This is a genomic window from uncultured Granulicatella sp., from assembly GCF_963521425.1.
GTDB lineage: Bacteria > Bacillota > Bacilli > Lactobacillales > Aerococcaceae > Granulicatella.
This window is the reverse complement of the sequence record NZ_CAUQUN010000027.1, coordinates 1-12,980: the sequence shown is the minus strand read 5'-3', so window position 1 is coordinate 12,980 and position 12,980 is coordinate 1. Positions and strand designations below refer to the sequence as shown.

16 protein-coding genes and 2 pseudogenes are annotated in these 12,980 nt (G+C 29.8%); 13 read left to right on the top strand and 5 right to left on the bottom strand.

Features of this window, described 5'->3' with window-relative positions:
* The first annotated feature begins 352 nt into the window (after window positions 1-352).
* A complete protein-coding gene (locus tag RWO76_RS07185; RefSeq protein ID WP_314354980.1) occupies window positions 353-553 on the top strand; it encodes a transcriptional regulator in 201 nt (66 codons plus the stop codon).
* Window positions 554-622: 69 nt separating this feature from the next.
* Here RWO76_RS07185 and RWO76_RS07180 read toward each other — a convergent pair whose 3' ends face one another.
* Entirely contained in the window at window positions 623-835 is a 213-nt protein-coding gene (locus RWO76_RS07180) for a CPCC family cysteine-rich protein (protein WP_314354979.1), read from the bottom strand.
* Between the two features lie 2 nt (window positions 836-837).
* On the bottom strand, window positions 838-1,026 hold the full coding sequence (locus RWO76_RS07175) for a hypothetical protein (RefSeq protein WP_314354978.1): 189 nt from the start codon (window positions 1,024-1,026) through the stop codon (window positions 838-840).
* Window positions 1,027-1,280: 254 nt separating this feature from the next.
* On the opposite strand from RWO76_RS07175, the gene RWO76_RS07170 reads away from it, so the two are divergent.
* The 4 genes from RWO76_RS07170 to RWO76_RS07155 all read left to right on the top strand — a co-directional run bounded on the left by RWO76_RS07170 (window position 1,281) and on the right by RWO76_RS07155 (window position 7,017).
* On the top strand, window positions 1,281-2,408 hold the full coding sequence (locus RWO76_RS07170) for a PD-(D/E)XK nuclease family protein (RefSeq protein ID WP_314354977.1): 1,128 nt from the start codon (window positions 1,281-1,283) through the stop codon (window positions 2,406-2,408).
* A 161-nt stretch (window positions 2,409-2,569) separates the two neighbouring features.
* On the top strand, window positions 2,570-2,866 hold the full coding sequence (locus tag RWO76_RS07165) for a hypothetical protein (RefSeq protein WP_314354976.1): 297 nt from the start codon (window positions 2,570-2,572) through the stop codon (window positions 2,864-2,866).
* 3 nt (window positions 2,867-2,869) lie between these two features.
* Window positions 2,870-3,205 carry a hypothetical protein gene (locus RWO76_RS07160; protein WP_314354975.1) on the top strand — a complete coding sequence of 112 codons (336 nt, stop codon included), beginning with the start codon at window positions 2,870-2,872 and terminating at the stop codon, window positions 3,203-3,205.
* A 110-nt stretch (window positions 3,206-3,315) separates the two neighbouring features.
* The gene (locus RWO76_RS07155; protein ID WP_314354974.1) at window positions 3,316-7,017 is read left to right on the top strand and encodes a hypothetical protein; all 3,702 of its coding nucleotides are present in this window, start codon (window positions 3,316-3,318) and stop codon (window positions 7,015-7,017) included.
* Window positions 7,018-7,038: 21 nt separating this feature from the next.
* Here RWO76_RS07155 and RWO76_RS07150 read toward each other — a convergent pair.
* Window positions 7,039-7,290, bottom strand: a pseudogene (locus RWO76_RS07150) (endonuclease); the annotation flags it as partial.
* Window positions 7,280-7,429 (bottom strand): AAA family ATPase, encoded by a 150-nt coding sequence (locus RWO76_RS08835; protein WP_399543161.1) that lies wholly within the window; start codon window positions 7,427-7,429, stop codon window positions 7,280-7,282. The pseudogene RWO76_RS07150 and the gene RWO76_RS08835, both read right to left, overlap by 11 nt.
* A 33-nt stretch (window positions 7,430-7,462) precedes the next feature.
* Between RWO76_RS08835 and RWO76_RS08830 the strand changes: the two genes are divergently transcribed.
* From RWO76_RS08830 to RWO76_RS07130, 5 genes are all read left to right on the top strand, one after another.
* Window positions 7,463-7,759 (top strand): exonuclease domain-containing protein, encoded by a 297-nt coding sequence (locus RWO76_RS08830; RefSeq protein WP_399543152.1) that lies wholly within the window; start codon window positions 7,463-7,465, stop codon window positions 7,757-7,759.
* Between the two features lie 531 nt (window positions 7,760-8,290).
* The gene (locus tag RWO76_RS07145) at window positions 8,291-8,710 is read left to right on the top strand and encodes a type II toxin-antitoxin system HicB family antitoxin (RefSeq protein WP_314354973.1); all 420 of its coding nucleotides are present in this window, start codon (window positions 8,291-8,293) and stop codon (window positions 8,708-8,710) included.
* A 164-nt stretch (window positions 8,711-8,874) separates the two neighbouring features.
* Entirely contained in the window at window positions 8,875-9,279 is a 405-nt protein-coding gene (locus RWO76_RS07140; RefSeq protein WP_314354972.1) for a YbgA family protein, read from the top strand.
* A complete protein-coding gene (locus tag RWO76_RS07135) occupies window positions 9,263-9,631 on the top strand; it encodes a TIGR02328 family protein (protein ID WP_314354971.1) in 369 nt (122 codons plus the stop codon). Before RWO76_RS07140 ends, RWO76_RS07135 begins: the two co-directional genes overlap by 17 nt.
* Window positions 9,632-9,741: 110 nt before the next feature.
* A complete protein-coding gene (locus RWO76_RS07130; RefSeq protein ID WP_314354995.1) occupies window positions 9,742-10,407 on the top strand; it encodes an EcsC family protein in 666 nt (221 codons plus the stop codon).
* An 82-nt stretch (window positions 10,408-10,489) separates the two neighbouring features.
* Here the strand turns inward: RWO76_RS07130 and hemH are convergent, their stop codons facing one another.
* The gene (hemH, locus tag RWO76_RS07125; protein ID WP_314354970.1) at window positions 10,490-11,587 is read right to left on the bottom strand and encodes a ferrochelatase; all 1,098 of its coding nucleotides are present in this window, start codon (window positions 11,585-11,587) and stop codon (window positions 10,490-10,492) included.
* 129 nt (window positions 11,588-11,716) lie between these two features.
* Here hemH and RWO76_RS07120 point away from each other — a divergent pair, with 129 nt between their 5' ends.
* From RWO76_RS07120 to RWO76_RS07110, 3 genes and pseudogenes are all read left to right on the top strand, one after another.
* Complete coding sequence (locus tag RWO76_RS07120) at window positions 11,717-12,199, top strand: prolyl-tRNA synthetase associated domain-containing protein (RefSeq protein ID WP_314354969.1); 483 nt, start codon at window positions 11,717-11,719, stop codon at window positions 12,197-12,199.
* A gap of 89 nt (window positions 12,200-12,288) precedes the next feature.
* The gene (locus RWO76_RS07115) at window positions 12,289-12,855 is read left to right on the top strand and encodes a hypothetical protein (RefSeq protein WP_314354968.1); all 567 of its coding nucleotides are present in this window, start codon (window positions 12,289-12,291) and stop codon (window positions 12,853-12,855) included.
* 9 nt (window positions 12,856-12,864) lie between these two features.
* Window positions 12,865-12,980 (top strand): annotated as a pseudogene (locus tag RWO76_RS07110) (LD-carboxypeptidase); the annotation flags it as partial.

Genomic DNA, 12,980 nt, shown 5'->3' with positions numbered 1-12,980 from the left:
ATAATAGTATCTTTTTAAGAGTAAAAAAATTTTAAATTAAAAAAATAAGGAGGTAACTAGTTATGAACATCACACTTTTTGTCTACAGTTTATTGTTATGTATATTAGCATTTTTTGCTTATAAAAATGAGTTAGGAATATCTATTACTTCAATACTATTAGTATTATTGTTAACATTATTTGCAGGGATTCATCTGTTGTATACAAATATTATTATTAAAGTAGTAATTTCCTGTTTGTTGTTATTGATTTCGTTTATGTTTTATGTGGATAGAAGGGAAAGTCTTAAGAAAGTACATATGTCACATCATATTATTAGATTGCTGCTTCATTTAGTTTTAATAGTTAATTTATGGGTATTTTAGATTTAAAGAAAAGAAGAAACAAAATGAAACATACTAATGCTATTGGTAGCAATTGGAAGGACGTTCGAAAAGAACTATTCACACAAGAGGAAATTCGCAAAAGTGATGAAAGAGTTGTAAGTATTAGTAAAACAATTGAAGAAAAAAAGAAAGAACAGCAAGAGAAAAAAGATTTAAAATTTCTGTAAGAGATAATACCGACATATAAAAATGGATTGAATATAAAAACAAGCTTCTAGAATAAACTAGGAGCTTATTTATGTTATTGGTAAGCCTTTTGTATATGCTTCCTTAGCTTCGGATAAAGTCATTTTGTTTGGGCCTCCATCAATATTACATCTTCCAGTATTCTGCCAATGGCAGGTGTCGCATATATCGTAAGTTTCTACTATATTGCCACAAATGGGGCAATGAACGTGCTCCCAACCGTCAATGAATATTAAATCCTGTTTTTCATTCTTACGGATCATTATCACCTATCAACAGATTTTTTACTTCTATAAACTACTTTTTCAATTTCATCGATTGTAATAGTAATCGTATTCCAGTCTTCAGGAGAGTCTCCAATGTCAGCTATAAATGTATCTTCACTTAACTTATCTACAATCGCTGCCGTTTGTCCATTTTTTAAAAGAACATTATCAAATTCTTCTATGTGCATATTAACATTCCCTCCAGACTTATTTTCAGGGTCATTATATCGTAAATATACAAAAGATGTACAGAAAGAATTTTTGGAAAGCTGTAATAAAAATTAAAAAATGAGAATAAAAAAATAAGGCAACTCCCATAAAGGATAAAGTAAGAAATCATACAGGCATCTACTGTGAAGTAGGTGTCTTTTTGCATCACTCATTGAAATCAAACATCGACTATGTTAACGTTAAGGTACTAACAAAGTTAAAGGATAATAACATGAAAAATAAAACAACAAGCATCATAGAAGAACAATTACAACGACTCAACCGTTCCCCATTATTTGCTATTTCATTAAGTGGAAAGGAATTATCTCATTCTAATTTTTGGGCATGGTTACTGGAACAAGAAGTCGAAGGAAAACATCCATTTATTGAAGTATTCATCCCTTATTTTTATCAAAACGGATGTACATTCATCTCAGTCGAACGAGAAAAGAAGCATGTGGATTTAACGATTACTTATAAAAATAAAGCCAATGAAACCGAAGTACTGATTATTGAAAACAAAATTAAGTCCATTCCAACAAAAGAACAATTGACGAGATATGAAGAAGAACTAGGAAAACAAGAAGTACCTATTACAGGAATTCTTACAGGACTATATGCATCACTAGATATTCAAGAATTAGGAAAATGGTCATTCTTAAGTTATCAAGAAATTGCTAAACGAATCATGAATATCCAAGAACTACATGCAACAATGGATTTTGCAGATTATATCAAACAATATGCTGAAGATATTGAAGTACTCTATGACTTATTCCAAAGCAAAATGGAGCAAAATAAAGGCAAATACATCATTGGAGATAAAGACTTAGAAAAAATACGCTATTCTGATATTTATGTAAAACTAAAAGGGTCAGAATTTATGAAAGAAATTAATAAACGACTAACTTTTGAAGCATATAAAGATTGGGCAAAACCAGTTTGCGGACTCAGCTTCAACCACAAGAAACCAACCCTCAGTATCGTGTTCTCGCAAAGAATCAATGGAGATCCAACAAAAGAAATTGGCATGATTGGTGTACAAATAGAAGGAGACCAATTTAGAATTTATGGAGGAGCTTCGCAAGAAGGCAATTTTCACGAGGAAACGGTTATTAATAAACTATACGATTGCGATTACTTCAAGAGAAATTTTGCAGAAGAAATCGCAAAACAAAATCGCACTTCTAAAATGAGAAATAACTATTGTAAGTATGGAAATGTTGCAGCTAAATATTGCCATTGTTACCAATATTGGAAGATTGAAGACTTTAGCTATGATGCTATTATTGATGAATTGATGAAGCAAATGAAAATTGCAGAAGAGAAGATAATAAACGGCTTGACGTTTGGAGAGTAAGTAAACGGCGTGAGCCGTTTTTTTGTGTAAATAGTGAATGATATAATACAAAATGTAATTACCTTTCAAAACAACACTGTATATTGTATTATTTATTGAAAATACGAAACGATATATTGTATGATACTTGTGTAAAAATATAAATTTCAAGTAGGTGACATATGGGTGGAAAGGCTATAGTAGAAACTATACGTAAATTAGCAATTACTAAACAACTTAATTTTTTAATTGATTTGGGAGCTTCATTACCAGCTATTTCATTAATGAGTGATTATAGTGTAGAAAATAGGAATGATGCATTACTGGAGAAGGTTAAAGAAAAGAGTAATACTATAAATTCAATATTCAAGTTAAATAATCTCTCATTACAATTTATAGATGATTTAATTGTACAAAACTATTCGAATAATATTTTTCGTATAGCACCTGATTTAAGAATTAATGAAGAAAGGATATAAGAATTGATTAATAAAGCAGAAATTTTGTATTCAGAAGGAAATTACTCAGGAGCTGTAGAAAAAATTTGGGATGTATTTGAAAGAATTAAAACCTATTACGCTCCTTCATTAAAGAAAAATAAATCTGTTGAGAGAGTTATAGACGACATATCCAAAGGAAATACAGATATTCAACAAATGTTTGAAAATGAGTTTAGATCGTTGATAGATATTGGCAATTCATATTGTATAAGATATCATGAAGTTGGTAAGATTACCGTCAGTAACGGTATTCATTTTGAATATTTCTATAAAAGGTGTTTTGCCGTGATATCGGTGGTGCTTAAAGAGTTGCAATGAAGATAGATAGAAATTCTAACAATTTACTAATTGATAGTATCAAAGGAAAAAGATTATTGAAATTTTTATCCGATATTTGATGTTTTATAGGGAAATGAGAAGGTGATTTTTTGGAAACAGATAAAAATAAATTTAATTCATTAACGCCGGAAATTTTGAAAGAAAATGAAACAATCTATACCGAAGCCCTTGACTATGCTTTTAAGAATAGTGAAATAAAGAATATAGCCATTACTGGTATATATGGTGCTGGAAAAAGTACGGTATGGAGAACTTACAAAGAGCAACAAATAAGAAAGGGAAAATATAAACATATTTTCGAGAATGTTATTTCAATCTCTTTAGGAAAATACGAAGATGATTCTTTGATGGAGCGAGATTCAGAAGAAATCACTGAGAATGAATTACACAATCGAGTTGAGAGACAAATTATTAATCAAATTTTATCTCAGATAAAATCTAGCAATATACCACTCAGCAAATACAAATTTAAAGAAAATATTCTCAAATATACTTTAATAAGTTACGTAGGAGCAAGTATTTCAATTATATTTTCCATTCTTCTCTGGCTTATAATGAATCCATTTAATCAGATTCTGAAAGAATCAAAAAATATCTTTTGTAATCCTTTTTTCTATATAAGCATATTATGTACAGGGATGTTTTTTGTTCCTATTGCTTACTTTCTTTATATTTTTTTTCAAGGCAATAGACTGCAGTTATCAAAAGTAAATTGGAAAGGTACTGAAGCTTATTTAAACGATGCTCACAATGATGAGACCGTTCTAGATCGAGATGTCAAGGAAATAGTATATCTTCTTTATCATTCTGAATCATCAGTAATAGTTTTTGAAGATCTGGATAGATATGAAAATACTGAAATTTTTACGAAACTTAGAGAACTGAATTTCCTTTTGAATTCTTACACTATTACTAAAGGGAGTGATCGTGTAGTACGTTTTGTTTACATGGTACGTGATGGTCTTTTTATATCTAAAAATAGGACAAAATTCTTTGATTTTATTGTGCCTATTTTACCTGTTGTGAATTCTAAAACGTCTGAAGATAAATTGGTTGGAATGTTCAAAAATGTTGATAATGCACCCGAAAATGAAGTACTTGCGGATATTTCAATGTATGTGGACGATATGCGACTTTTAAAAAATATCGTTAACGAGTTCATTGTCTATTCTAACATTATTCCACTTGAAGATATAGAGTTAGATAGTAATAAGCTTTTTGCAATAATAACATTAAAGAATATCTTCCCAAATGAATTTGATCTGTTGCAGGAAGATAAGGGATTTATTAGAACAATATTTAATAGATTGGAACAATCTAGAAATACAGTAGTTTCCAATATAGAAAGTGAAATCAGTAAACTAAATGAAAAAATAGAGTTTATTAATAATAGAATTGAAACGGATAAATTCGAAGCCATGGCATTGATGATTCCATCTAATGTAAAAATTAATGGAAATTATAACGAAATATGGTCAAAATTTTTGTTTGATTGGAGTAAAAATAAAGATACAACATATTATTTTAACTACTTATATACAGGTGATAACTTTAATTACCAAGGATTTTTGGATACATTTATTTTAACAACTGAAGAAAAAATAGAATTAATAGAAAAAATTCCTGAGGATAAAGTGTTAGAAATAGAGAAGCTTCATGATAAAATAATTACTCATAATAACAAGCTAAAGAGTCTTGAAATTTATTCTTATCAAGACTTGATAAAGCAATTAACAGCTTCTCAGATAGAAGATTTATTTACACTAGAAGAACAGGAAAATCATATATCAAAAAATCACTACTTCCCACTAGTTCGCTATCTAATAATTAATGGCTTATTAGACGAAACTTATTGGTACTATAAGGGAAAACTAGAAATAGAAACATCTAATACTTTAAAACGGAATGATAGAATTTATATGATGGGGGTAAAAGAAGCTAGAGAATTGGATATTTTCTTAAGTGTCGAAACTCCTAAATTAATTATTAAAAAATTAAAGTTAAGCGACTTTAACCGCCCTAGTATTTTAAACCAGAAGATATTGAAATCTTGTTTAGAAGATGGATTTACTGAACAAGTGCTTGCAATAACTGATTCAGTAGATAATAATGAGAAATATAAAAATCTAGTAAGAATTTTGAATAGTTTTGAATTCAACTTAATTGAGACGTATACAAATATTTTGTTGAAAAACAAAGTTAATGGGCTTATAGATATTTTAGATTCTATTAGTGAAAGCCATAACCCTACATTTCAAAATATTCTTATAGCAATTTCAAGCAATAAGAATATCTCGTCAGAAGATTTGACGTTATTTAGTAAATATATTGAAGGTGCAGAATCAATTATTAAGTTTATACCAGAAGAAGAATTTGATACTTTCTTAAAGAACGTTACAGAATCCGAGGTCAAATTTATTGATTTAACAAAATATAATGGTAATAAGAACAGATTGGTAGATATTGAGAAAATCAAAGCGTTTAGACTTGATGTTAACAATATAATGTTCATTTCTAGAACTCTACTTGGAAAAGTGGTTAACTATGGAAATTTATTAAATAATGTATTCAAGTCTAATATTCTGATTTCTAGTAGGGAGTATATAGAGAGTAACTTTATTGATTTTGTTTCTGATTATATTGATAAAAGTGCAGCTGATGTTTTTTTTGTCAATGATGAAGATATTTTGATTCAAATCTTGAACTCGGAAATTTCTGATGCTTATAAGATTGATTATTTAGAAAAAAATAAAACCATTCTTTCAGAACTTCGTAATTTAAATGAGGAAAAAATTTCCAATAATATTTTAAATCCTTTATTCAAAAGTGGAACTCTTAATTTTTCTTCAGGCAATATAAATTTATATTGGAATTTGACTAAGGATTATAGTCAAGAATTTGTTGACTATATCAATGAAAACGCAAAAGCTGATAACTTTGAAGACGTCTTGATAGAAAGTATCTCTACCTGCAATGTTCTAGTAAATGAAGAAACCATAAGTGATACTGCATTTACAGTTTTAGTTAGGCATGCAAGTGAGTCAATAGATAATCTTAATACGAAATTGAGCTTAAATAGAGTAAAAACACTAGCAAGCAATAACTTGATCAGTGTTAATGAAGATAATATTCAGTTCTTGTTGGATGAAACTTATTTTGAAGTTATCCTTTTAATGCTGTCTGTAGTTTCAATAAATTTAGAAGATGATTTAATTTCAATTTTATTAAATAATGAAATTCCTGAAGATTTATCTTATTCAGTAATTAATAACACCAGTATTTCTGAAGAGAATTCAATGAAAGTATTAGAAACTATTAAAGATAATGTTCTGATTGAAAAGATTGATTCTAACAAGGTGTATATTATCGAAGATATTCTCAAGAGTGAGTTGTCTTGGAAAAATATTGAGTATATTTGTAGTAACTTTACTAGCTTTAATTTCAAGGATGAATTTATCAATTCGTTGAAAGAAAATGGGCAGATTGGTGTGTTGGATAATGATTATCTAACAGATGATGTACTTAAGTACATGTTAAGTTCTTCGATTCTTTCTACAGACAACAAGATTTCGTTAATAATAATAAAGATATCTAATCAAGCACCCGAAGAAAAATTAAGTGGTTATATAGCACTTGTTGATGAAATTTCTGAGTTATCTAATGTATGGGATGGACGTTTACCTTCTCTAGATAGTAGTTATCAGGAAAAAATTGCGGATTCGCTCAGTGAATATGGTTATGTTACTCTGAGGAAAGATAGAAGAATTCAGAAATCAAATAGTTCAGCGTGAGATATGATGATTTGAATATTCTCACTTCTCCACCTCCTTCCCAATATAATTCTCATAATTTTTTCTAATCTGATACAGTTCAGACATACTATCTTTTGAAGAAGAATACTCTTGAAGAAGGGTATTCTTTTTTTCTTGCAAGTGGTCGAGTTAATCGAGAAGTTCCTTAGTGTTTGGAAGTTTTGTGTAGGATTTCTTAAGTTCTTTTAGTAAATTTTGGTAGAGTGTTATTTCAGCTTGATGCTCTTTAAGGAATGCTTTATCATTTATATTTAAACTCATCTTGTTCTTCTTTTAAATCGTCTATTAAACCTTGAACTTGAATATTCTCTTCTCCAATAGTAAAAACGCCTTTTAAGTTATCGTAACTGGAGAAGTTTTCTTCGATAAAATCTTTGTTAAAAACTAAAATCTCGTAAGCTTGTTTATCTGAATCACTCTTCCAATGAATATCAATTTGGCTTTTTTAAATTTCAGATTTAATACAAGAATAAGCAATCTATATATGGACACACTACAGTTTGCTAAAAAAGTATTTCCAGACTTAAAAAATCATAAATTAACTACTCTAGTTAAAAAATTTAATTTATCCAAAAATGACCATAGAGCGTTAGAGGATTGTATCTCTACAAAAAAATTGTATGATTTAATAAAAAAACAATGGCAGAAAAAAATTAAAAATAGAGACCATGTGGTCTACTGGAAAAGTAAAGAATATTGTTTCCAATTATACCGTGTTTGATGAAGATAGTTCATTTTATCAAAGACATATGGTATTTTCAGGGACATTGGAAAAGATGACTAAAACTGAAGCTCAATAACTAGTTGTTGATGCTGGATCTATTTTAGATAATAGCGTTACAAAGAAAACGAATATCCTAATTTTAGGAAGTACAGAACAAAATTCAATATTAAAAGGGAAAAATCCGTAAAACAAATAAAAGCTGAAAAGTATATTCAGGAGGGACAAGATTTAGAAATTATTGATGAATTTACCTTTTATAATATTATGGATGTATAAAGTTTTATAAATATCTTAACTCCTCAATGTACTGTGTATTGAATAAGAATATGAGAGTTTTTTTATCATTAAATGGAACAGTAGTTCATCCTACTTGACAAGTGATTAATTTAGTTTCAGTATTCGACTTAAAGATTAGGTCAGGAAGCATACGATGCCCTGACCATTTTTTTATAAGGAATAATTGTATTTGAGAGATAAGATTTTTTTAGTGAAAAAAGCAATTTCCAACTACAACAACGAGGTGATTATATGTTCGTAACGTATCCAGCAATTTTTTATAAGAATAAAGAAAATGAAGGTTACACAGTTGTATTTCCTGATTTAGAATATGGAGCAACTGAAGGTAGAAATGAAACAGAAGCTGTACAAATGGCTCAAGATTATATTGGAAGTTGGTTATATGAGGATTATCTAGAGAATACTGCTTTTCCAAAATCAAGTAGGATAGAAGAAATTACAGTTGAAAATGATGAATTTTCGGATATGTCTAAAACATTTGTAAGTTTAGTTGGAATGGATATTGCGGATTATGTTAGAAAAAATGAAACGAAAATAGTTCGTAAAAATGTTTCGATTCCAAGTTATTTAAATGAATTAGCAAAAAAGAGAAATTTAAATTTTAGTCAAATACTACAAGAAGCATTATTAGCCGAATTAAATCGTGCATAATGTCTCCCTCTCCAATTCGCAGTAGCCTACGATTAGGTGAGGGTTTGTTATATTAGAGATAAATATATAATAAAAGTTCATAAATTTCTAGAATCCCACTTTCAATGCTATAATGATACAGAAGTCATCCTCTAGATAATTTTCTAGTGTAAAGTAGGTGCAAAGTGAATCAAAAAGATATCAGAAAACAATGTGAACAGATATGGGCAAGAAATAAATATTACGTATTGAGTAAATCCCATAAAGTTTATTTGGAAATAAGAAAATATTTCAAAAAAACAGAAGTTGACTTAAATGTGTTACTTCAAAAAATCAAACAAGTGAATGAGATACAAGAAAGTAAAAAAGATTTTCATAATGCGATTCTTCATGTATGGGGCTATTTTAAACATACAGCTGAAAAAGTCGAAAAAGATGAATTGTTTCGTTTACTGGAGGAGTATAGAACTGGAGTAAGTGATCAAAGTTCTATCATTCATTATATCCATACTTTATTAGAGAAATACCCCAATAAATATTTACAACAATCAACGTTATTAACAGGAGAACAAGATGAGATTATGGCATGAACAGATGATTCCAAAATTACCTAAGAATCAATTATTAGGACAACATAGAGAATGTTGTGCGCTTAGGGGAAATGGATGGAATAAGAAACATAAAACAGTTGATTATGTATTTTTATATTCTCCTTATCATCTATTTTGCTATCATACTTTCATTATGGATGAGATGAATAGAAGAGGCTACCAAGTAGCAACAGAGTGGAGAGATAAGAATTATCGAGGAAAGATTGCAGCAAGCTACGATAATCTTGAGAAAGTAGAGATTAATACACCAATTTATAAAGAACATAATGAAGCCTATCTACAGGAATGTATCGAGAATTTACGAGCAAAAGGGATTGAAATTGAATTGTAAAACTTGAGGTTGAAGTGATATACTAGGGATAACAATTTTCAAAGGAGAAAATAATTATGAAAAAAATTGAAGTTTTGTAAGAAAAACAATGGCTTGAAGTTTTAGAACAAATTTACGCTGTAACACTTAACGGTGTTCCAAAAGTTAGTAAACCTGTTTCTGAATTTGCAGATGAATATCTAGAAAAATATAAAGATAGTAAAATTGCGAGTCAAAAATTAGTTAACAATCAAATTTTAAAATGTACTACTTCTGGATTTTTAACAGGATTAGGTGGAGTACTTACTATTCCTATTGCTCTTCCTGCTAATATAACGAGTGTTATTTATGTTCAAATGCGTATGATTGCTGCAGTAGCCTATCTAAATGGATATGATTTGAACAGTGATGAAACTCAGACATTTGTTTATGCTTGTTTAGCGGGCGTTTCTCTTAATCAATTAGTAAAACAAGCTGCCGTAGTTTTTGGTGTTAAGGTTTGTAACACTTTAGTAAAGAAGCTTCCTGGAAAAGTTTTAACAAAAATTAATCAAAAAGTCGGATTTAGATTGTTTACAAAATTTGGTACTAAAGGTTTAGTTAATTTAGGAAAATTAGTACCTGTTGTTGGTGGTGTTATTGGTGGAACACTAGATTTTGCAGAAACTAAAGTCATTGCTAATAGATCGATTAAATGGTTTGTTGAAAATGACTTTAGTGAGGGTAAAAAAGATTCGAATGTAATTGATGAAAGTAATGTTGTAATACTTGATTCAGACTTTGAAGTAGTTGAATAAAAACTATAAGGTATAACATATAATCAAATAACAAACCCTGCATCCAAAAGTATAGAGTTTTGGATGCAGGGTTCTTTCTGTCTTATTGTTTCTTTTGTTTTGCTCGTTGTTCTAACATACGTTTAACAAACTCCGGCATTTTAACATTTTCTCTGCCTTTTTTGGCAATTAATTTCTTTACAAATTCCGGCATTTGAATATCAGATTCTTGGTCTAGAATGTCTTTTGAGGTTTCTGGTGGTACCATTTCATCTAGTGTTTCTTCTTCGTTTGTTTTAAGAGTGAATGTTTCTGTTTCGTGAGCTCGAACAGTTTCGTATAAGGCTTCGATTAATAGGGGATGAGTATCTGGCATTGGAGGTCTGTGATAGTGTACGCCAAACTCATCGCATAAGTCCTTACATTCGATATCATTATCGTATAGAACTTCAATATGTTCACTGATAAAGCTAATTGGAATGAAGATATAATGTTCTTGGTGTTCCGTTTGTTCTCGTAAGTATTCTAGAACGTCTGGTTTCATCCATGGTAGTCCAATATCACTTTCGCTTTGCCATGTATGCGTGTACTGATGTTTTTCTAGTCCTAATCTTTCTGCAATGATTTGTCCATTTTTGTAAATTTGGTCGATATAAGGATCTTCGAATTCCAATGCAATAACGGGTACGCTATGTGCTGAGAAGAATACTTTAAAACTGCCATCTTTAACATCTTCGGTTAAAATCTTTTTGATTTCCTCTTCCCAGAATTGTAATAAGTTGGAATTATGATACCAATCTTTTACCATGTGGAAACGAATTGTTTTGCTTTCGATGAATTTCTCATATCCATAAATGGAGTAGTAAGAGTAGTGAGGTTCAAGTGCTAAGCACAGGCATTCTTCGATTCCATCTTGTTCCATTTGTTTAACGACTTCTGGAATGAATGGAGAGGAGAATTTATTAGCAAAATAAACGGTATATTCTCCTTGTAATCGTTTTTGTAATTTTGCTGCTTGCTGTTTCGAAATTTCTTGTAGAGGACTTCCACCAATTTTTTGGTAGTTGTCATACAAATGTTGAATTTCTTGATCTGTTGGGCGAACGCCACGTCGAATATTTGTAAAAAATCTTGCGATATCTTCAAAAGTATATCCTTCAGGTGACCCAAAGGTCATAAGTAAAATTGCTTTTTTTGTCATATAACCACTTTCCTATGTGAATTTTTTCTCATCATAACATGATTTAGTTCATCTGCATAGTAGTATACATTGAAAAGCAGTATACGAAGAGTTTATAATAAAGAAAACAAATGATAAGGGGGGGTTTCTATGTATCAAAAAGTAGCAGATAGGTTGAATGAATTAGGCATTCCATTTCAAATTGTAGAACATGAACCTGTACTAACAACAGAACAAGCAGATCGTTTTATTGAAGGAATTGAAGGTGTTCGTACAAAGACAATGTTTTTAACAAATAAGAAAAAGAGAAATTTTTACTTAGTCATTATAGATGATGCAAAACGATTAGATATGGATGTTTTTAAAGAAATCGTAGAAGAAAATCGAATCAAAATGGCTTCAGCTGAAACGTTAAATGATAAAATGATGCTCCTACCAGGAACTGTATCTCCATTTGGCTTATTAAATAATAGAGACAAAGATATTCAAGTATATTTCGATCAAGAAATTGTATCTGAAGAACGAATGTGCTTCCATCCAAATACAAATGAGAAGACGATTTTTGTCAATACAGAAGATTTATTCACCTTCTTAAAAGCAATTGGATATGAAGCTCACATAATTAAGTTGTAAGGTGAAATTGACATTATCAATGAATTGCTAGGTTGCAGACAAAAAATAAACTACTATAAAACAAACCCCCAGAAGATTAGGAGAAATACATGACATATAAATTTTGGACCATTCAAAAAAGAGAAATTTTAAATACCATTGAACAAACAGGAATGTATATTCCGAAACGTCAATTAAGTGAATATGTACAAGGAAATGAAGAAATGACTGAGTTATATGACTTTATAACAGATTCCTTTAATCGATTGAATGATATTGAATTAGAAGGAGTGTTATTTGCTTTTGCCAAAGGGACTGAAACGGGTGTTTCATTTTTCCAAGACTATGAAGAATTTGTAACCTATATGAGAGAACATAAAGACGCAGTCAAAGGATTATGGAAGAGATTCTTATCAGATGATTACGTAGTCATTGAAGTTGATTTCCCAAGAATTTATAATCCAATGTTTGTTGATTTAAATGACTTCCAATTTATTATGCCACCATTTATGTTAGTTCCACCATATACAGAGCAAGATTTTTTACAGATTGTACAAGCATTGGAGCAAGGAAAGTTTTATCCTTCTGTATTTCCAAGTTACATTATTCAAGGTCTTGTACCATTTTTAAGAGATGAAAATGTAACGAATATTTATCCAATGTTTGAATTAGAATAGGGTGATGATATGAAAAAATTACAAAAAGGAATGCATATTCGAGTACTTAGTCCATCTTCGTCAATTGAACGAGTTGGCGGATTTGAAGCGAATAGGGCTGCTAAGGAAAGATTAGAAGAGTTAGG